This is a genomic window from Pelomonas sp. KK5 (genome assembly GCF_001984095.1).
Taxonomy (GTDB): Bacteria; Pseudomonadota; Gammaproteobacteria; order Burkholderiales; family Burkholderiaceae_C; genus KK5.
Genome location: NZ_LYVQ01000126.1, coordinates 1 through 19,227, shown reverse-complemented (window position 1 = coordinate 19,227; position 19,227 = coordinate 1). Strand labels below are relative to the sequence as shown.

At 66.2% G+C, this 19,227-nt stretch carries 20 protein-coding genes and 1 tRNA gene; 7 read left to right on the top strand and 14 right to left on the bottom strand.

Annotated features, from left to right (window positions below):
* Positions 1-280: 280 nt before the first annotated feature.
* Positions 281-649 carry a DUF1428 domain-containing protein gene (locus B0W88_RS19210; RefSeq protein WP_077036243.1) on the top strand — a complete coding sequence of 123 codons (369 nt, stop codon included), beginning with the start codon at positions 281-283 and terminating at the stop codon, positions 647-649.
* Between the two features lie 149 nt (positions 650-798).
* Here B0W88_RS19210 and B0W88_RS19205 read toward each other — a convergent pair whose 3' ends face one another.
* The 7 genes from B0W88_RS19205 to cysS all read right to left on the bottom strand — a co-directional run bounded on the left by B0W88_RS19205 (position 799) and on the right by cysS (position 7,348).
* Positions 799-1,239 carry a nuclear transport factor 2 family protein gene (locus B0W88_RS19205; RefSeq protein WP_077036242.1) on the bottom strand — a complete coding sequence of 147 codons (441 nt, stop codon included), beginning with the start codon at positions 1,237-1,239 and terminating at the stop codon, positions 799-801.
* A 316-nt stretch (positions 1,240-1,555) separates the two neighbouring features.
* A tRNA-Ser gene (locus tag B0W88_RS19200) sits at positions 1,556-1,648 on the bottom strand.
* Positions 1,649-1,705: 57 nt separating this feature from the next.
* The gene (locus B0W88_RS19195) at positions 1,706-2,980 is read right to left on the bottom strand and encodes an aspartate kinase (protein WP_077036241.1); all 1,275 of its coding nucleotides are present in this window, start codon (positions 2,978-2,980) and stop codon (positions 1,706-1,708) included.
* An 11-nt stretch (positions 2,981-2,991) separates the two neighbouring features.
* A complete protein-coding gene (gene tilS, locus B0W88_RS19190) occupies positions 2,992-4,311 on the bottom strand; it encodes a tRNA lysidine(34) synthetase TilS (protein WP_077036240.1) in 1,320 nt (439 codons plus the stop codon).
* The gene (locus B0W88_RS19185) at positions 4,280-5,251 is read right to left on the bottom strand and encodes an acetyl-CoA carboxylase carboxyltransferase subunit alpha (protein WP_077036239.1); all 972 of its coding nucleotides are present in this window, start codon (positions 5,249-5,251) and stop codon (positions 4,280-4,282) included. Before B0W88_RS19185 ends, tilS begins: the two co-directional genes overlap by 32 nt.
* A gap of 53 nt (positions 5,252-5,304) precedes the next feature.
* Entirely contained in the window at positions 5,305-5,970 is a 666-nt protein-coding gene (locus B0W88_RS19180; protein ID WP_077036238.1) for a DNA-3-methyladenine glycosylase, read from the bottom strand.
* Between the two features lies 1 nt (position 5,971).
* Positions 5,972-7,348, bottom strand: a complete 1,377-nt coding sequence (cysS, locus tag B0W88_RS19175; RefSeq protein ID WP_077036237.1) for a cysteine--tRNA ligase — start codon at positions 7,346-7,348, stop codon at positions 5,972-5,974.
* A gap of 160 nt (positions 7,349-7,508) precedes the next feature.
* Between cysS and B0W88_RS19170 the strand changes: the two genes are divergently transcribed.
* The 5 genes from B0W88_RS19170 to B0W88_RS19150 are packed head-to-tail and all read left to right on the top strand — an operon-like array spanning position 7,509 to position 10,670.
* Positions 7,509-8,045 carry a tetratricopeptide repeat protein gene (locus B0W88_RS19170; RefSeq protein WP_077036236.1) on the top strand — a complete coding sequence of 179 codons (537 nt, stop codon included), beginning with the start codon at positions 7,509-7,511 and terminating at the stop codon, positions 8,043-8,045.
* Between the two features lie 46 nt (positions 8,046-8,091).
* Positions 8,092-8,664 carry a peptidylprolyl isomerase gene (locus tag B0W88_RS19165; protein WP_077036235.1) on the top strand — a complete coding sequence of 191 codons (573 nt, stop codon included), beginning with the start codon at positions 8,092-8,094 and terminating at the stop codon, positions 8,662-8,664.
* Positions 8,661-9,161 (top strand): peptidylprolyl isomerase, encoded by a 501-nt coding sequence (locus B0W88_RS19160; RefSeq protein WP_077036234.1) that lies wholly within the window; start codon positions 8,661-8,663, stop codon positions 9,159-9,161. Before B0W88_RS19165 ends, B0W88_RS19160 begins: the two co-directional genes overlap by 4 nt.
* Complete coding sequence (locus tag B0W88_RS19155) at positions 9,112-9,918, top strand: UDP-2,3-diacylglucosamine diphosphatase (RefSeq protein WP_077036233.1); 807 nt, start codon at positions 9,112-9,114, stop codon at positions 9,916-9,918. The genes B0W88_RS19160 and B0W88_RS19155 overlap by 50 nt, the downstream gene beginning before the upstream one ends.
* Positions 9,903-10,670, top strand: coding sequence for a zinc-dependent peptidase (locus B0W88_RS19150; RefSeq protein ID WP_077036232.1), 768 nt, complete (start codon positions 9,903-9,905; stop codon positions 10,668-10,670). Before B0W88_RS19155 ends, B0W88_RS19150 begins: the two co-directional genes overlap by 16 nt.
* On the opposite strand, the gene clpA is transcribed toward B0W88_RS19150, so the two are convergent.
* Both clpA and clpS read right to left on the bottom strand, forming a co-directional pair.
* Positions 10,671-12,992 carry an ATP-dependent Clp protease ATP-binding subunit ClpA gene (gene clpA, locus B0W88_RS19145; RefSeq protein ID WP_077036231.1) on the bottom strand — a complete coding sequence of 774 codons (2,322 nt, stop codon included), beginning with the start codon at positions 12,990-12,992 and terminating at the stop codon, positions 10,671-10,673.
* Positions 12,989-13,345 carry an ATP-dependent Clp protease adapter ClpS gene (gene clpS, locus B0W88_RS19140; protein WP_077036230.1) on the bottom strand — a complete coding sequence of 119 codons (357 nt, stop codon included), beginning with the start codon at positions 13,343-13,345 and terminating at the stop codon, positions 12,989-12,991. The genes clpA and clpS overlap by 4 nt, the downstream gene beginning before the upstream one ends.
* A 274-nt stretch (positions 13,346-13,619) precedes the next feature.
* On the opposite strand from clpS, the gene B0W88_RS19135 reads away from it, so the two are divergent.
* Entirely contained in the window at positions 13,620-13,877 is a 258-nt protein-coding gene (locus tag B0W88_RS19135; protein ID WP_077036229.1) for a cold-shock protein, read from the top strand.
* Between the two features lie 30 nt (positions 13,878-13,907).
* Here the strand turns inward: B0W88_RS19135 and B0W88_RS19130 are convergent, their stop codons facing one another.
* The 5 genes from B0W88_RS19130 to B0W88_RS19110 form a co-directional block, all read right to left on the bottom strand.
* The gene (locus tag B0W88_RS19130; RefSeq protein WP_077036228.1) at positions 13,908-14,681 is read right to left on the bottom strand and encodes a class I SAM-dependent methyltransferase; all 774 of its coding nucleotides are present in this window, start codon (positions 14,679-14,681) and stop codon (positions 13,908-13,910) included.
* Positions 14,682-14,683: 2 nt separating this feature from the next.
* The gene (gene icd, locus B0W88_RS19125) at positions 14,684-15,946 is read right to left on the bottom strand and encodes an NADP-dependent isocitrate dehydrogenase (protein ID WP_083748896.1); all 1,263 of its coding nucleotides are present in this window, start codon (positions 15,944-15,946) and stop codon (positions 14,684-14,686) included.
* A 78-nt stretch (positions 15,947-16,024) separates the two neighbouring features.
* Positions 16,025-18,262, bottom strand: a complete 2,238-nt coding sequence (locus B0W88_RS19120; protein ID WP_077036226.1) for an NADP-dependent isocitrate dehydrogenase — start codon at positions 18,260-18,262, stop codon at positions 16,025-16,027.
* 47 nt (positions 18,263-18,309) lie between these two features.
* Positions 18,310-18,891 carry a superoxide dismutase gene (locus B0W88_RS19115; RefSeq protein ID WP_077036225.1) on the bottom strand — a complete coding sequence of 194 codons (582 nt, stop codon included), beginning with the start codon at positions 18,889-18,891 and terminating at the stop codon, positions 18,310-18,312.
* Positions 18,892-18,893: 2 nt separating this feature from the next.
* Positions 18,894-19,227 (bottom strand): exodeoxyribonuclease VII large subunit (locus B0W88_RS19110; RefSeq protein WP_304442588.1); only part of this gene is annotated, 334 nt, incomplete at its 5' end.

The window sequence follows — 19,227 nt, the reverse complement described above, 5'->3', positions numbered from 1 at the left end:
TCCGGGAAGCGCCCGCGGGTCCGGCTACAGGCGCCGGGCTACATCATGTAGGGATCCGTCCCAACCTTGTTCAAAAAAGGCTGGAGGCTGCCCCGGACCTAGACCTTGTGTGCATATCACCTCCTTGTCTCGTTGCCGTGGGATCTTGAGGGTACACGTTTTTGCCGGATCCGGCTTGGCACGGCACGTCATGTCGATTCAGCGTCCCGTCGTTCGTCGTTGGGGTACGAGGCGCCCTCGGGTGGGCGCAGCGACCGATCAACTCAGCAGGAGCGAAGACATGTCCTACATCGATGGTTTCGTGATCGCGGTCCCTACCGCCAACAAGCAGAAGTTCATCGAACACGCGCGCCATTTCGACTCGATGTTCATCGAGCTGGGCGCAATCCGGGTGATCGAAGGCTGGGGCGACGATGTCCCTGACGGCAAGGTCACCGACTTCCGGCGCGCGGTCCAGGCCACGGCCGAGGAGACCGTCGCCTTCTCGTGGGTCGAATGGCCGGACAAGGCCACGCGCGACGCGGGCATGAAGAAGATGATGGAAGACCCACGCATGGATCCGTCCACGCCCGGCAACCCACCCATGCCCTTTGACGGCAAACGCATGATCTTCGGCGGCTTCGAGCAGGTGGTCGAAGTGAAGGCTTGAGCGGCGGCGGGCGGCGCTCCAGACGCGCTCAGGGGTCACGACGGGCGTCCGGCGTGAATTGCCGACCCGGCCTTTTCATCCCTGGGGGCTAGGCCCTGCAATGGCAACAGCCAGGTCGCCTTGCTGTCGATTCCTCTTCGTCGCAGAACTCATGGCCTGCCTTCCCGCTTCAGTATGGCCTTTGCGTCCTCGAACCCGATCGGCGCCGAGGTGTGCTCGTGGAGGACGCGCAGAACATGGCTGCGAGACTTCAGCACCCAAGTGATACGGTTCTGCATCGCTCGCAGTTCTTGCCCCTGGGGTGAGTACGCCGCGTATCTGGCGAAGGCGCTCATGACGGCAAAGCTTGGCTCAGCCGTAATCTTCACGTCTTCGAACGTGACTCTTACGGTCTCGCTGCCAAGCGACGTGAACCAACCCTCCACGGCGATTCTCCAAGCCGCGGCACCTTCGTATGACCAGATTCCCCACGTGTCGAACACTCTGACTTCTGCGTCGTAGATGTGCATGAAGGTCTCAGCGTTCTTTGCGAGGACGGCTGACTTGTAGGTGTCAAGCGCTCGTAGAACTTGCTTCTCTGTGTCACTCACGGTGGACTTCCTCTCGACGTTCGAATGGGGCAGACCTGTGACGCCCAAGGATTGCGTTCAGCCATGCGGCCGGGCGTCGGCTGGAACTGCGAGTCAGACCGCACTTTGCCAGGAAAGGCCATATGGCTCCACGTAGCGCCAGGCGTGCCACCTCGCCGGATCGTGCGCCGGCAACTGCGCAGGCGTCCGGGCAAGACGCGCCACGCGCATCGGTGCTGCCTAGCGATTGCGTTCAGCGGCGCACAAGAAAAAACCCCGCAAATCAAAGACTTGCGGGGTTTCTTGGAATGCCTCGGGACTGTACGGGACAGCCACTTGGCGGAGTCGGAGAGATTCGAACTCTCGATGCAGGTTTTGCCCACATACTCCCTTAGCAGGGGAGCACCTTCGGCCACTCGGTCACGACTCCAGCTGAGCCTCGAATTCTATAACAAGAATTTCGGGGCTCCGGGAAGTTCCTCGAAATTTATGCCGAGGCCGGTTCCTGGTCCAGATCGAAGGCCTTGTGCAGCGCGCGCACGGCCAGCTCCATGTACTTCTCGTCGATCACGACGCTGGTCTTGATCTCGCTGGTGGAGATCATCTGGATGTTGATGCCCTCTTCCGACAGCGAGCGGAACATCTTGCTGGCCACACCCACGTGCGACTTCATGCCGATGCCGACGATGGACACCTTGCAGATCTTCGGGTCGCCGACGACCTTGGCGGCATTGGTGGCCGGGCCGACGGTCTTCTCCAGCAGTTCCATCGTGCGGGCGTAGTCGTTGCGGTGCACGGTGAAGGAGAAGTCGGTCTTGCCGTCCTGCGAGACGTTCTGGATGATGACGTCCACATCGATGTTGGCCTCGGCCACCGGGCCCAGGATCTGGAAGGCGATGCCGGGCTTGTCGGGCACGCCCAGCAGGGTCACCTTGGCCTCGTCGCGGTTGAAGGCAATGCCGGAAACGACGGCTTGTTCCATTTTCTCGTCCTCTTCAAAACTGATCAGGGTGCCGGACTTGGCCTCTTCGACGATGTCGATGTCCCAGGGCGTGAAGCTCGACAGCACGCGCAGCGGCACGCGGTACTTGCCCGCGAATTCGACCGAGCGGATCTGCAGGATCTTCGATCCGAGCGACGCCATCTCCAGCATCTCCTCGAAGCTGATCGTGTGCAGGCGGCGCGCCTCGGGCACGATGCGCGGGTCGGTCGTATAGACGCCATCCACGTCGGTGTAGATCAGGCACTCGTCGGCCTTCATCGCGGCGGCGATCGCCACGGCCGAGGTGTCCGAACCGCCGCGGCCCAGCGTGGTGATGTTCATGTCCTCGTCCACGCCCTGGAAGCCGGCGATGACGACGACGCGGCCCGCGGCCAGGTCGGTGCGCACGCGGGCGTCATCGATGCTCTCGATGCGCGCCTTGGTGTAGGCCGAGTTGGTGGCCACGGGCACCTGCCAGCCGGTGTAGCTGACCGCCTCCAGGCCTTCGGCCTGCAGCGCCAGCGCCAGCAGGCCCACCGAGACCTGCTCGCCGGTGGCGGCGATCATGTCCAGCTCGCGCATCGCCTCGGGCGTCATCGAGCCGGGTTGCAGGTCCTTGGCCAGGCCCAGCAGGCGGTTGGTCTCGCCGCTCATGGCCGAGGGCACGACGACCATCTGGTGGCCGGCGCGCGCCCATTTGGCCACGCGCTTGGCGACGTTGCGGATGCGATCGGTCGAGCCCATCGACGTGCCGCCGTACTTGTGAACGATCAAGGCCATACGGAATAGCTTTACGGTGCTGTGAACGGAGCCTTCGATTCTACGGGGAGCCAGCGCAGGCTCATGCGCGGCTCGTCGGCCGCGGCGAGCATGCGGGCGTCGATGCCAAGGCCGGCGGCGAACACGAGCTGGCCGCCCGAGAACAGCAAGGGGCCGTCGCGCAGCCACGCCGGTACGCCCGCCTCCTGGCAGGCCTTCTTCAGGCTGCGGGCGGCGCTCTTCGGGGAGCGCTGGAAGGTTTCGCCACCCTCGCGGGCGCGGAGGGTCAGGTCTTGCAGGCGGGTGACACCGACGCCCTCGCCCTCGGTCGGCTCGACCAGCCAGGTGCCGTTCCAGCCGGGCTGCGGGTGGCGGCCGGCAAAGCCGAGGTTCACCAGTTGCGAAGGCGGATGGGGCGCGGCGGCGGTTGCGGCGAAGACGAGACGACCACGGTATTCGTGCAACTGGCCGCCGACGCAGGGCCAGCTCGCGTTGGGGCGCAGTTCGGTGCGCAGGCGACGGATCAGGCTCGCGGGCGCAGGCTGGCCGGTCTGCGCGTGCAGCCAGGCGCGCAAGGCGTTGGTCGCGCGGGCGTCCGACAAGGCGGCAAGGCCGGCGAGATCGAGCCCACCGGCCCCTGCCAGCGATTGCAGGTCGAATGCCGCCATCTCGCGCTGCAGTTCCAGCGCCTCGCGCGACCATTCGGCGGCCTGCGCCAGGCTGGCCTCCGCCTGCGGGAACGCCGCGTTCAAGGATGGCCACACATCCAGCCGCAACTGATTGCGGGCGAAGCGCCGGTCGCCGTTGCTGTCGTCCTCGACGTGGCTCAGGCCCTGCTCGGCGACATAGGCCTCGATCGCCTCCCGCGGCTGCCGCAGCCAGGGCCGCGCCCAGCAGATGCCGTCACGCCACTGCAGCTGCGGCATGCCCGCAAGACCCGCCACGCCGGCGCCGCGCAGGCCCTGCAGCAGCAGCGTCTCGGCCTGGTCACGGCGGTGGTGGGCCAGCAAGAGCAGGTCGACACCATGCTCGCGGCACATCGCGGCCAGCGCCGCATGCCGGCCTTCGCGTGCCCAGGCCTCCACGCTTTCGCCCTTTGCGGGCTTGCCGCTCAGGTAATGCGTTACCAGCGTGGTACCCAGCGCCTCGCACTGGCGCTCGCAATGCGCCTGCCACGCGTCGGCATGCGCGCTGAGGCCATGATGAATGTGAAAAGCCAGCACCTCGTCGATGCTGGCTTCTGGGGCGCTGCGGACCGTGGCCTGCAGCAGCGCGGTGGAATCCCTGCCGCCGCTGAACGCGACGGCGACGCGTCGCGGATCAGCGGTTCTTGGTGTCGCCGAACCGGCCATAGGCCTGGATGCGCTCGTAGCGGCGCTCGAGCAGCTCGGGTGCCTTCAGGTCGCTGACCTGGCGCAGCGCGTCGCTGAGCGCGCGCTTGAGGTTGGCCGCGGCCTGCTTGCCGTCGCGGTGGGCGCCGCCGACCGGCTCGTTGACGATCTTGTCGATCAGGCCCAGGGCCTTCAGGCGGTGGGCGGTGATGCCCAGCGCCTCGGCGGCGTCGGACGCGCGCTCGCTGCTCTTCCACAGGATGGATGCGCAGCCTTCCGGCGAGATCACCGAGTAGGCGGCGAACTGCAGCATCAGCACCTGGTCGGCCACGCCGATGGCCAGCGCGCCGCCGGAGCCGCCTTCGCCGATCACGGTGGCGATGATGGGCACTTCCAGCTGCGCCATCTCGAGGATGTTGCGGCCGATCGCTTCGGACTGGCCGCGCTCCTCGGCGCCGATGCCGGGATAGGCACCCATCGTGTCGATGAAGGTGAACACCGGCAGGCCGAACTTCTCGGCCATCTTCATCAGGCGCAGCGCCTTGCGGTAGCCCTCGGGGCGCGGCATGCCGAAGTTGCGCTTGGTGCGCTCCTTGGCATCGGCGCCGCGCTGGTGGCCGACGATCACGCAGGGCATGCCGTTGAAGCGGGCGATGCCGCCGACGATGGCCGCGTCATCGGCGAAATGACGGTCGCCATGCAGCTCCTGGAACTCGGTGAAGACCTCGTTGCAGTAGTCCAGCGTCTGCGGGCGCTGCGGGTGGCGGGCGATCTGGTAGGTCTGCCACGGCGCGACGCTGGCGTAGACCTCCTTCGTCAGCTGCAGGCTCTTCTTGCTCAGGCGGTCGATCTCTTCGGAGATGTCGACGGCCGATTCGCTCTGCACGTATCGAAGTTCTTCGATCTTGGTTTCAAGTTCGGCGATCGGCTGCTCGAACTCGAGGAAATGTCGTTTGCTCATCCGGCGATGGTGTTCGTTGATGAAAGGCCTAACGCTCACGTTGAGCGCACGGCTCAGGTCTCGGCGGCGGGTAGCTGAACGGGATCCAGACTTCTCCAAATGTACCATGTGGCTACCGAGCGATACGGTGCCCAGGCCTCTCCCAGCTCGCGCGCCTCGGCGCGCGAGACCGGCTCTCCGGAGAAGTAGTTCTGGCTGATCCCCTTGATCAGGTTGGGGTCGTCCAGCGGCAGCACGTCGGGCCTCATCAGGTGGAAGACGAGGAACATGTCTGCCGTCCAGCGGCCGATGCCGCGGATGGCGACCAGTTCGTCGACGATGGCCTGGTCCTCCATCTGCGCCCACTGCTTGACGTGGACATTGCCTTCCTCGAAGTGCCGCGCGAGGTCGCGCAGGTACTCGCACTTGCGCGAGGCGATGCCCAGGCCGCGCAGCGCCTCGACCGGCTGGGCCAGCACGGCCGCGGGCTGGATCTTGGCGCCGGGCGTGGTGGTGGCGCCGAGGAAGCGTTCCCAGATCGCCTGCGCGGACGTGACCGATACCTGCTGGCCGATGATCGAGCGGGCCAGCGTGGTGAAGGCGTCGCCACGCAGGCGCAGGCGAGCCTCGCCGAACTGCGGGATCAGCTTCTTCATCACGCGGTCGCGCTTGACGAGGTGGCGGCAGGCCTCGTCCCAGTATTCCGGGGTCACCCCGGCGCTCTTGATGCGGGCCTGCACGTCAGGCCTTCACCCAGGTGGTGCCCGTGGGCGAGTCCTTCAGCACGATACCTTTGGCCAGCAGGTCCGCACGGATGCGGTCCGCAGCAGCGAAATCGCGAGCAGCCTTGGCAGCGGCGCGGGCCTCGATCTGCGCCTGGATGGCCGCGCCTTCGTCAGCGCCGCTGCCGCCCTGCAGGTACTGCTGCGGAGCCTGCTGCAGCACGCCGAGCACGCCGCCCAGCGCTTTCAGCAGCGCGGCGTCCTCGGCCTTGCGCTCGCGGTTGACCTGGTTGGCCAGTTCGAACAGCACGGCCACGGCGCCTGGCGTGTTGAAGTCGTCGTCCATCGCGGCCTTGAAGGCGGCTGCCTGCGGCTGGGTCCAGTCGATGACGAAACCAGCGGCCGGCTCGACGGCCTCCAGCGCCGTGTAGAGGCGGCGCAGCGCGTTGCGCGCGTCGTCCAGGTTCACGTCGCTGAAGTTGAAGGGGCTGCGGTAATGGGTGCGCAGCATGAAGTAGCGCAGCGTCTCGCCGTCGTAGCTCTTCAGGACGTCGCGGATGGTGAAGAAGTTGCCCAGGCTCTTGGACATCTTCTCGCCGTCGACGTTGAGGAAGCCGTTGTGCATCCAGTACCTGGCGAAGGCATAGCCGGCGCCCTGGCTCTGCGCGATCTCGTTCTCGTGGTGCGGGAACTGCAGGTCGGCGCCACCGCCGTGGATGTCGAAGGCCTCGCCCAGCAGCGCGCAGCTCATGGCCGAGCATTCGATATGCCAGCCGGGACGCCCCTCGCCGAACTCGCTGGCGTACTTGGCATCGGCCGGCTCCTCGGGCTTGGCGGCCTTCCAGAGCACGAAGTCCAGCGGGTCCTGCTTGCCGGTGTCCACGGCCACGCGCTCGCCGGCGCGCAGGTCGTCCAGGCTCTTGCCGCTGAGCTTGCCGTAGCCCTCGAACTTGCGCACCGCGTAGTTCACGTCACCGCCCTCGGCCCGGTAGGCCAGGCCGCGCTGCTCCAGGCGATCGATCAGCGAGAGCATCTGCGGCACGTACTCGGTGGCGCGGGGTTCATGGTCCGGGCGGAGCAGGCCCACGGCGGCGAAGTCCTCGTGCATCGCGGCGCTCATCTCGTCGGTGAGCTGGCGGATCGTGATGCCGCGCTCGACCGCGCGCCTGATGATCTTGTCGTCGATGTCCGTGATGTTGCGGACGTAGTTGACCCCGTAGCCGCTGGCGCGCAGCCAGCGGTAGATCAGGTCGAAGGCCATGTTCATCCGCAGGTGGCCCATGTGGCACAGGTCGTAGACCGTGATGCCGCAGACGTACATCCGCACCTGGCCGGGGTCGATCGGATTGAAGGGCTCGACCGCGCGGGTCAGCGAGTTGTAGAGGCGAAGGGACATGGAATCTTGGGCCCGCGGAGCGGAGGCATCGGGCGTCGGCAGCACAGGGATGAGCGCCGTAGAATGGCCCGCAGTATACCGGCAGGGTTCCCTGCCGATGCCCGTGCGGACCCGGCCCCGGCGGCCTTGAGGTGCGCACCCTGACCCGATTCCCGAGCCCATGCAAACAACCAGAACCAGGCTGCTGGCCGCGGCCCTGCTGCTCGCCCTGCGAGCCGCGCCGGCCTTCGCAGCCAACGATCTCGAGAACGCACAGAAGCTCTGGCTCGCCGGCCAGCGCACGCAGGCGGTGAGCACGATCGAGCAGGCGCTGAAGCTGACGCCCGACGAGCTGAAGCTGCGCTTCGCCTTGGGCGTGATGAAGATGGAGCTCGGCCAGAAGGACGAGGCCGCCGCCCTGTTCACCGGGCTGACGCAGGACTTCCCCGACCTGGCTGACCCGTACAACAACCTCGCCGTGATCCATGCCAGCCAGGGCCAGCTGGACCTGGCCCGCACGGAGCTGGAGCAGGCGCTGCGCCTGCAGCCGGACAACGCCGCCGCGCAGGAGAACCTGGGCGACGTGCTGGTGCGGCTGGCGCTGCGGGCCTACCAGCAGGCGCAGGGCGCGCAGATTGCCCCGAGCGATGCCCTGGCAGCCAAACTCAAGCGCACGCAGGAGCTGATCCGCGGGAACACCACCGCGAGCTCCCGCTGAGCGAGAATCGCCCTCCCCTCTCTCATCCAGACGAAAGCCTCGATCGATGACTAACTGGAAGATTCAGCGCATGGCCCTGGCGGGCGCGGCCCTGCTGCTGGCTGCCACCGCCTCGGCGCAGACGGTCAAGCTCAGCACCTCGATGGGCGACATCCGCATCCAGCTCGACGCCGAGAAGGCGCCCAAGTCCACCGCCAACTTCATCCAGTACGTGAAGGCCGGCCACTACGACGGCACCGTCTTCCACCGCGTGATCGAGAACTTCATGATCCAGGGCGGTGGCTTCACCGCCAACGGCCAGCAGAAGCCCACCAAGCCGCCGATCCCGCTGGAATCGAAGAACGGCCTGCGCAATGTGCGCGGCAGCGTGGCCATGGCCCGCACCAACGATCCGAACTCTGCCACCGCGCAGTTCTTCATCAACACGGTCGACAACGCATTCCTCGACGCCGACAACTCGCGCGACGGCAACGGCTATGCGGTGTTCGGCCAGGTCATCGAGGGCATGGACGTGGTCGACAAGATCCGCGCCGTGCCCGTCACCGACAAGGGCATGTTCCAGAACGTGCCGGTGACCAACGTCACCATCAACAAAGCCACTGTGGAGTCCAAGAAATGAGCAAGCAAGTCGAACTGCAAACCAACCACGGCCGCATCGTCATCGAGCTCGATGACGCCAAGGCGCCGGCCACCGTCGAGAACTTCCTGAACTACGTGAAGAAGGGCCACTACGACGGCACGATCTTCCACCGCGTGATCAAGGGCTTCATGATCCAGGGCGGCGGCATGGAGCCGGGCATGAAGCAGAAGGCCACGGATGCGCCGATCCAGAACGAGTCGGCCAACGGCCTGACCAACGAGAAGTACACGCTCGCGATGGCCCGCACCAGCGCACCGCACTCGGCCTCCTCGCAGTTCTTCATCAACACGAAGAACAACGGCTTCCTGAACCGCGAGCAGTCCAGCGACGGCTGGGGCTATGCCGTGTTCGGCAAGGTGGTCGAGGGCACCGAGATCGTCGACGCGATCGAGAAGGTCGCCACCGGCCGCCAGATGGGCCACAGCGATGTGCCCAACGACAACGTCGTCATCGAGAGTGCCAAGGAACTTGCCTGAGCTCCATGAGCTGAGTGCGCCGGCGGCCTGGCGCAGGATCGACTTCCTGTCGGACCTGCATCTCTCGCCGGACACGCCAGCCACGCTGGCCGCGCTCGAAGCGCACCTTCAGGAGACCGCCGCCGAGGCGGTTTTCTTGTTGGGCGACATCTTCGAGGTCTGGGTCGGCGACGACGCACGCTTCGATCCCTTCGAGGCGCAGTGCGTGGCGATGCTGCGCGCGGCCTCGGAACGCCTTTCGCTGTTCTTCATGGCCGGCAACCGGGACTTCCTGCTCGGCGAGGCGATGGCGGCGGACTGCGGCATGACGCTGCTGCCCGACCCGACCGTGCTGGACGCCTTCGGCCAGCGCTGGCTGCTGACGCATGGCGATGCGTTGTGCCTGGAAGACACGCAGTACCAGGCCTTCCGCGCCCAGGTGCGCTCGCCCGAGTGGCAGGCCGCGCTGCTGGCCAAGCCGCTGGCCGAGCGGCGCGAAATCGGGCGGCAGATGCGCGCGGCCAGCCAGGCGCGCGGCAAGACGATGGAACTCTGGGCCGACCTCGACACCGAGACCAGCAAGGACTGGCTGCGCGCCGCAGGGGCCGTCGCGATGATCCACGGCCACACGCACCGCCCGGCGGTGAATGAGCTTGGCGATGGGTTTCGGCGTTATGTCCTGTCGGACTGGGATCTCGAAGCCGCGCCGCCGCGCGCCGACATCCTGCGCCTGCGGCATGCCGGCCTGCGCCGCATCGATCTATGTTCGGTCGGCTGAGCCGCGCGCTGCGCGAGCGGCGCGAGGCGCGGGCGCTGGAGCGGCATGCGATCCCCGACGCGCTGTGGGAACTGATGCTGCTGCGCTACCCCTTCCTCGCACGCCGCAGCGCCGAGGACATCGCCGAACTCCGTCGCATGTGCTCGCTGTTCCTGGCGAGCAAGGAATTCCATGGCGTCGGTGGCTTCGAGGTCACCGACGAGATCGCCTTGGCCATCGCCGCCCAGGCCTGCCTGCCGGTGCTGAAGCTGGGCCTGCCCTGGTACGACGGCTTCGTCGGCATCGTTGTCCATGAGGACGAGGTCGTCGCGCCGCGCGAGGTGATGGACGAGGACGGCATCGTCCACCAGTACGACGAGGAACTGGTCGGCGAGGCGACACAAGGCGGGCCGCTGATGATCGCCTGGTCGGCTGCGGCGCCGACCGAGTTCGAGGACCAGTACGTCTTCAACGTCGTCATCCACGAGTTCGCCCATGTGATCGACATGCGCGACGGCTGGGCCGACGGCGTGCCGCCGCTGGAGAGCACGGAAGCACGCGAACGCTGGATCGAGGTGATCGATGCCGAGTGGCAGGACTTCTGCGAGCGGGTCGATGCCGGCGACGAGACCTTGATCGACCCCTACGGTGCAGAGGCCATCGAGGAGTTCTTCGCCGTGGCGGTGGAAGCCTTCTTCGTGGCGCCCGAGGCCATGAAAAAAGAGCAGCCGGCGTTGCACCGGCTGCTCTCGAACTTCTTCAGACAGGGCTGATCAGTCGGCCGTGGCCGGCTCCGCCTTCGGCTTGTTGTCCTTCACCTTGGTCGGCTGGATGTCCAGCTGGACCTGCTCCTTGTCGTCGATGTCCACGCTGAGGCGGCCGCCGTCGACCAGCTTGCCGAACAGCAGTTCGTCGGCCAGCGCGCGGCGGATCGTGTCCTGGATCAGGCGCTGCATCGGGCGGGCACCCATCAGCGGATCGAAGCCCTTCTTGGCCAGGTGCTTGCGCAGCGCATCGGTGAACGTGACCTCGACCTTCTTCTCCTGCAGCTGGCTTTCCAGCTGCAGCAGGAACTTGTCGACCACGCGCATGATGATTTCCTCATCGAGCGCACGGAAGGACACGATCGCATCGAGACGGTTGCGGAACTCCGGCGTGAACAGGCGCTTGATGTCGGCCATCTCGTCGCCCTGCTGGCGCAGGGTCGTGAAGCCGATGGTCGCCTTGTTCATCGTCTCGGCGCCCGCATTGGTCGTCATGATGATGATGATGTTGCGGAAGTCGGCCTTGCGCCCGTTGTTGTCGGTCAGCGCGCCGTGGTCCATCACCTGCAGCAGCACATTGAAGACGTCCGGGTGGGCCTTCTCGATCTCGTCGAGCAGCAGCACCGCGTGCGGCTTCTTGGTGACCGCCTCGGTCAGCAGGCCGCCCTGGTCGAAGCCCACGTAGCCCGGAGGCGCGCCGATCAGGCGGCTCACCGCATGGCGCTCCATGTACTCGGACATGTCGAAGCGGATCAGCTCGATGCCGAGGATGTAGGCCAGCTGCTTGGCGACTTCGGTCTTGCCGACGCCGGTGGGGCCGCTGAACAGGAAGGAGCCGATCGGCTTGTCCGGCTTGCCCAGGCCCGAGCGCGCCATCTTGATGGCGGCGGCGAGCGCGTCGATGGCCGGATCCTGGCCGAACACGACGCTCTTCAGGTCGCGGTCCAGGCTCTTGAGCTTGCCGCGGTCGTCCGTCGACACCGAGGCGGGCGGGATGCGCGCGATCTTGGCGACGATGTCTTCCACCTCGGCACGCGTGATGGTCTTCTTCTGCTTGTTCTTCGGCAGGATGCGCTGGGCGGCGCCGGCCTCGTCGATGACGTCGATCGCCTTGTCGGGCAGATGACGGTCATTGATGTACTTGGCCGACAGCTCCGCCGCCGCCTGCAGGGCACCGAGGGCGTACTTGACGCTGTGGTGCTCCTCGAAGCGCGACTTCAGGCCCTTCAGGATCTCGATCGTCTGCTCGACCGAAGGCTCGGCCACGTCCACCTTCTGGAAGCGACGGGACAGCGCCGCATCCTTCTCGAAGATGCCGCGGTACTCGGTGAAGGTGGTCGCGCCGATGCACTTCATCGCGCCGGAGGACAGCGCCGGCTTCAGCAGGTTGCTGGCGTCCAGCGTGCCGCCCGAGGCCGCGCCGGCACCGATCAGCGTGTGGATCTCGTCGATGAAGAGGATCGCGTTGGGCTGTTCCTTGAGCTGCTTCAGCACCGCCTTCAGGCGCTGCTCGAAGTCGCCGCGGTACTTGGTGCCGGCCAGCAGCGCGCCCATGTCCAGCGAGTAGACGACCGCCTCGGCCAGCACCTCGGGCACGTCGCCCTCGGTGATGCGCCAGGCCAGGCCCTCGGCGATCGCGGTCTTGCCCACGCCGGCCTCGCCGACCAGCAGCGGGTTGTTCTTGCGGCGGCGGCACAGCACCTGCACCACGCGCTCGACTTCCAGCTCGCGACCGATCAGCGGATCGATCTTGCCGTCCTTGGCCAGCTGGTTGAGGTTCTGGGTGAACTGCTCCAGCGGCGAGCCCTTGCCGCCGGCGCCGTCGGCCTCCTCGCGCTCGGCCTCGGCACCGTTGCCGCCTTCCGGGCCGCTCTTGGGCGGCTCGGGCGGTTCGCTCTTCTTGATGCCGTGGGCGATGAAGTTGACGACGTCCAGCCGCGTCACGCCCTGCTGGTGCAGGTAGTAGACGGCGTGGGAGTCCTTCTCGCCGAAGATCGCCACCAGCACGTTGGCGCCGGTGACTTCCTTCTTGCCCGAGCCGGTGGACTGCACGTGCATGATGGCGCGCTGGATCACGCGCTGGAACCCGAGCGTCGGCTGGGTGTCCACCTCATCGGTGCCGCCCACGGTGGGCGTGTTTTCCTTGATGAACTGGGCGAGGGACTTGCGAAGGTCGTCCAGGTTCGCCGAGCAGGCGCGCAGGACTTCTGCAGCGGACGGGTTGTCCAGCAGGGCCATCAGCAAGTGCTCGACGGTGATGAATTCATGTCGCTGCTGGCGCGCTTCCACGAACGCCATGTGCAGGCTGACTTCAAGCTCTTGCGCAATCATGCGGCCTCCATAATGCACTGCAAAGGATGGCCGGCTCGCCGGGCGGCGGCCAGCACCAGTTCGACTTTCGTCGCCGCGACGTCCTTCGTGAAGACGCCGCAGACACCACGCCCTTCGTGGTGGATTTTGAGCATGATCTGGGTCGCCGTATCCAGGTCATGGCGAAAATATTCCTGCAACACCATAACGACGAATTCCATCGGCGTGAAATCGTCGTTCAACAGCAGCACCTGGTACAGGCGAGGTGGCTCGGTCTTCTGGGGCACTCGCTCGATGGCGACGGTTCCGTCGCCATCGTCCCGGCCGGGCGTCTGCCCTGGTGGCGCGGGAGGTTGAGGGGGTTGTTCTGGCATGAATTGATTCTATAGAGAGCGCCATGGGCCCGCTTGCCCTCGGGCCTTGTCCATCCACCACGGCGTCCCGCATTCGGGAAATTCGACACTGAAACCCATCTAGGAGCAGTCCGGCGAATTGCAAGCACCGTGCCGGCAACATAACGGCAACACTCGACGGACGAAACACCGGCACTGCGGGTCTGCCCCATAGGTACAGCTACCGAATTGACAGGGGATTGACAAAATACCCAAAATTCCCATTGGTGCAGTAAGACACCGGGACGGAGGCGTTATGGCTTTAGGGACAGTGAAGTGGTTCAACGATGCCAAGGGATTTGGCTTCATCGAACCCGAGGCGGGTGGTGACGACGTGTTCGCTCATTTTTCGGCGATCCAGATGGAGGGTTTCCGCACCCTGCGTCAGGGCAGCACGGTGAGCTTCGATCTGGTGCAGGGGCCCAAGGGTCAGCTGGCACAGAACATCACGCCGCTCGAATCGCCGCAGGTCCAGGCCCAGTCAGCGCCCCAGGGCGCCGAACTGGCGCACTGAACCCGCAAGAGCCCGCAACCGCGGGCTTTTTTACGGGCGGCGCGTGCAGCAGTAGGCTTCGGTGCGGTACGGGAAGGCGACTTCCTGGCGGCCGCGCAGGGCCGGATGGCTGTCCACCAGCTCCTGCAGCGCGGCCTGCACCCTCGCCTTCCCGGCCGGCGCCAGCGCGGCGATGAAGCTGACCGACATGATCCGGTCGACCACCACGGCCTGCGGCGTGCCCACATGCTGGTACGCGAACACCTCCGGCGCCGGCAGCTCGAAGAAGGAGCCGGCATCGAAAGGCCGGCGCCAGTCGCCCTTGTAGAAGCGCGGCACATCGCCTTCCAGCGGCGTGATGATCTCGGTGATCCGCGCCACCCAGTCCACCGACTCGTCGCGCACGTTCCACACCAGGCCCAGGCGGCCGCCCGGCCTGAGCACCCGGTGCATCTCGGCCAGCGCGGCCTCGGTGGCGAACCAGTGGAAGGCCTGGGCACAGACGACGGCGTCCACCGATCCGTCCTCCAGCGGCAAGGCCTCCGCGCTCCCCGCCAGCGCCTGCACGGCCGCCAGGCTGCGCGCGAGCTGCTCGCGCATCGCATCCACCGGCTCCACCGCCAGCGTCTGCGCCTCGGTAGCCGCCACCAGCTTGGTGAACTTGCCGGTGCCCGCGCCCACGTCCACGACCGTTGCACCGGCCTGCAGGCCCAGGCGCTCGCGCAACCAGCCCTCCAGGGCCGCCGGATACTCCGGTCGCCCGCGGGCATAACGGCCCGCATCGACGGCATATCCCTGCTGCGCAGCGGCGTGGACGTCCTTCATCGTCAGAGCTCGTCCATGCAGTCGATCATCACCTGGCCGAAGCCGGAGCAGGACACCTGCACCACGTCCTCCATCAGCCGGGCGAAGTCGTAGGTGACCTTGCGGCTCTGGATCGCCGCCTCAAGCGACTGCACGATCAGGTCCGCCGCCTCGGGCCAGCCGATGTGGCGCAGCATCATCTCGGCCGACAGGATCAGCGAGCCGGGGTTGACGTAGTCCTTGCCGGCGTAGCGCGGCGCGGTGCCGTGCGTCGCCTCGAAGCAGGCGACCGAGTCGGACATATTGGCGCCCGGCGCGATGCCCATGCCGCCGACCTGGGCGGCCAGCGCGTCGGAGATGTAGTCGCCGTTGAGATTCAGCGTGGCCACCACCGAGTATTCGGCCGGCCGCATCAGGATCTGCTGCAGGAAGGCGTCGGCGATCGAGTCCTTGATCGTGATGACGCGGCCGGTGCGCGGATTGCGCAGCCGGCGCCACGGGCCGCCGTCGATCGCTTCGGCCCCGAACTCCTTCTCCGCCAGCGCATAGCCCCAGTCGCGGAAGGCGCCCTCGGTGAACTTCATGATGTTGCCCTTGTGCACGAGCGTCACGCTGGGCTTGTCATGGTCGATCGCGTACTGGATGGCCTTGCGCACCAGGCGCTCGGTGCCCTCGCGCGAGACCGGCTTGACGCCGATCGCGGAGGTCTCCGGGAAGCGCATCTTGCGCGCGCCGAGTTCGTCGCGCAGGAAGGCGATCAGCTTGCGGGCTTCCTCGCTGCCGGCCTCGTACTCGATGCCGGCGTAAATGTCCTCCGAGTTCTCGCGGAAGACGACCATCTTGGTCTTCTCCGGCTCCTTCAGCGGCGAGGGCACGCCCTTGAAGTACTGGACCGGGCGCAGGCAGACGTACAGGTCCAGCGCCTGGCGCAGCGCGACGTTCAGCGAGCGGATGCCGCCGCCGACCGGCGTGGTCAGCGGGCCCTTGATCGAGACGACGAAGTCCTTCACCGCGGCGATGGTCTCCTCGGGCAGCGAGACCTCGGGGCCGTAGAGCCCGGCGGCCTTCTCGCCGGCGTAGATCTCCATCCAGTGGATCCTGCGCTGGCCGCGGTACGCCTTCGCGACGGCCGCGTCCACCACCTTGAGCATCACCGGCGTGACGTCGACGCCGACGCCGTCGCCCTCGATGAAGGGAATGATCGGCTCGTCCGGGACGTTCAGCGAATGGTCGGCGTTGGCGGTGATCTTCGCTCCCTGCGCGGGAAGCTGGATGTGCTGGTACATGGATGAAGACATGTGTTTCGGATTCAAAAAAAGCCGGCGCATGCGCCGGCTTTCGTCTTGCTCAGGCCGATCGGGCGATCAGGCCGACACCGTCGCCAGCGCGGCATTGAACGTGGCGCTGGGGCGCATCACCTCGGCGAGCTTGGCCATGTCGGGCTTGTAGTAGCCGCCGATGTCCACCGGCTTGCCCTGCACCGCATTCAGCTCGGCGACGATCTTCGCCTCGTCGGCGGCCAGCGACTTGGCCAGCGGCGCGAACTTGGCGGCCAGTTCGGCGTCTTCCGTCTGCGCGGCCAGGGCCTGGGCCCAGTACAGCGCGATGTAGAACTGGCTGCCGCGGTTGTCCAGCTGGCCGGTCTTGGGGCTGGGGTTCTTGTTGTTGTCCAGCAGCTGGCCGGTGGCCTGGTCCAGCGTCTTGGCCAGCAGCTTGGCGCGGCTGTTCTTGTTCTTGATGCCGAGGTCTTCCAGGCTCACCGCCAGCGCCAGGAACTCGCCCAGCGAGTCCCAGCGCAGGTGGTTCTCTTCCACCAGCTGCTGCACATGCTTCGGCGCCGAGCCGCCGGCGCCGGTCTCGTACATGCCGCCGCCGGCCATCAGCGGGACGATGGACAGCATCTTGGCCGAGGTGCCCAGCTCCATGATCGGGAACAGGTCGGTCAGGTAGTCGCGCAGGATGTTGCCAGTGGCGCTGATGGTGTCCTGGCCGCGGATCACGCGCTCCAGCGTGTAGCGCATCGCGCGCACCTGGCTCATGATCTGGATGTCCAGGCCGGTCGTGTCGTGCTCATGCAGGTACATGCGCACCTTGGTGATCACCTGCGCCTCGTGCGGGCGGTACGAATCGAGCCAGAACACCACCGGCATGCCGGAGTTGCGGGCGCGCGTGACGGCCAGCTTGACCCAGTCGCGGATCGCGGCGTCCTTGACCTGGCACATGCGCCAGATGTCGCCCTGCTCCACGTCCTGGCTCATCAGCACTTCGCCGGTGTCCAGGTCGGTGATGTTGGCGGTGCCGTCTTCGGGGATCTCGAAGGTCTTGTCGTGCGAGCCGTATTCTTCGGCCTGCTGGGCCATCAGGCCGACGTTGGGCACCGTGCCCATGGTCTTCGGATCGAAGGCGCCGTGCCACTTGCAGAAGTTGATGATCTCCTGGTAGATGCGGGCGAAGGTCGACTCCGGCATCACGGCCTTGACTTCCTTCAGGCGGCCGTCGGCGCCGTACATCTTGCCGCCGGCGCGGATCATCGCGGGCATCGAGGCGTCGACGATGACGTCGTTGGGCGAGTGGAAGTTGGTGATGCCCTTGGCCGAGTCGACCATGGCCAGCTCGGGGCGGTGTTCCTGGCAGGCGTGCAGGTCGCGCTTGATCTCGTCCTGCTTGCTCTGCGGCAGCGTGGCGATCTTGTTGTAGAGATCGACCATGCCGTTGTTGACGTTGATGCCGAGCTCGTCGAACAGCTTGCCGTGCTTCTCGAAGGCGTCGCGGTAGAAGATCTTGACGCAGTGGCCGAAGACGATCGGGTGCGAGACCTTCATCATCGTGGCCTTCACGTGCAGGGAGAACATCACGCCGGTCTTGTGGGCGTCCTCGATCTCCTGCTCGTAGAAGTCCAGCAGGGCCTTCTTGCTCATGAACATCGAGTCGATGATCTCGCGGTCCTGCAGCGCGACCTTGGCCTTCAGCACGATGGTCTTGCCGCTCTTGGTCAGCAGTTCCATCTTGACGTTGCGGGCGCGGTCCAGGGTCATGGACTTCTCGCCGTGATAGAAGTCGCCGGCGTGCATATGCGAGACATGCGAGCGCGAGGCCTGGCTCCAGTCGGCCATGCTGTGCGGGTTCTTGCGGGCGTATTCCTTGACGGCCTTGGGCGCGCGGCGGTCGGAGTTGCCTTCGCGCAGCACCGGGTTCACGGCGGAACCGATGCACTTGTTGTAGCGGGCGCGGATGTCCTTCTGCTCATCCGTCTCGGGCTTCTCCGGGTAGTCCGGGATCTTGTAGCCCTTGTCCTGCAGTTCCTTGATCGCCGCCTTCAGCTGGGCGACCGAGGCGCTGATATTGGGCAGCTTGATGATGTTGGCCTCGGGCTTCAGCGTCAGCTTGCCCAGTGCGGCCAGGTTGTCCGTGACGCGCTGCTCTTCCGTCAGCGCTTCCGGGAACTGACCCAGGATACGGCCCGCCACCGAGATGTCGCTGGTCTCGACATTGATGCCCGCCGGCGCCGCGAAGGTGCGCACGATGGGCAGGAACGAAGCGGTCGCCAGCAGCGGCGCTTCGTCGGTCAAGGTGTAGATGATGGTCGGTTGCTTGTCGCTCATGCTCGTATCCGGGTCAGTCAGGTCTTGCTAGTCAGTCAGTCTGCGGCTCAAGCGAAGTTCGCTTGGGCGAAGTCCCAGTTCGCGAGGTTGTTCAGGAAAACTTCCAGGAACTTCGGACGCAGGTTGCGGTAGTCGATGTAGTAGGCGTGTTCCCAGACGTCGACGGTCAGCAGCGCCTTGTCGGCGGTGGTCAGCGGCGTGCCGGCGGCGCCGGTGTTGACAATGTCCACCGAGCCATCGGCCTTCTTCACCAGCCAGGTCCAGCCGGAACCGAAGTTGCCGACGGCGCTCTTGGTGAAGGCTTCCTTGAAGGCGTCAAAGCTGCCCCACTTGGCGTTGATGGCGTCAGCCAGCGCGCCGGTCGGAGCGCCACCGCCATTGGGCTTCATGCAGCTCCAGAAGAAGGTGTGGTTCCAGATCTGGGCGGCGTTGTTGTAGATGCCGCCGCTGGACTTCTTGACGATCTCCTCGAGCGTCATCGACTCGAACTCGGTGCCCTTCTGCAGGTTGTTCAGGTTCACCACATAGGCGTTGTGGTGCTTGCCGTGGTGGTACTCCAGCGTCTCCTGGCTGTAGTGGGGTGCCAGGGCGTCCTTGGCGTAGGGCAGCGGGGGGAGGGTATGTTCCATTGTCAGCTTCTCCTCTGTGGGATGGGGTTCGGACCGGCGCTGATTGTAGGCAGCTTGTCCAGCACCTGCATGCGAGCGCGGCCATCGGCCAGCACCGCGGTGACTTCGCCACCGGTCTGCAGTTGCTCGACGGACACCAGCGCACTGCCCTGCCCGTCGTCCAGCCAGGCATAACCGCGAGACAGGACGGCATGCGGATCGAGCGCCGCCAGCCGGGCGCCGAGCGCGTCCAGCCGCTGGCGCGCGCTGCGCAGCGCGGCGGGCAGCGATCGCGAGGCGCGCTGGTCCAGGTGGCGCAGGCGCTGGTCTTCGACCAGTTGCCGGCGGGGCAAGACC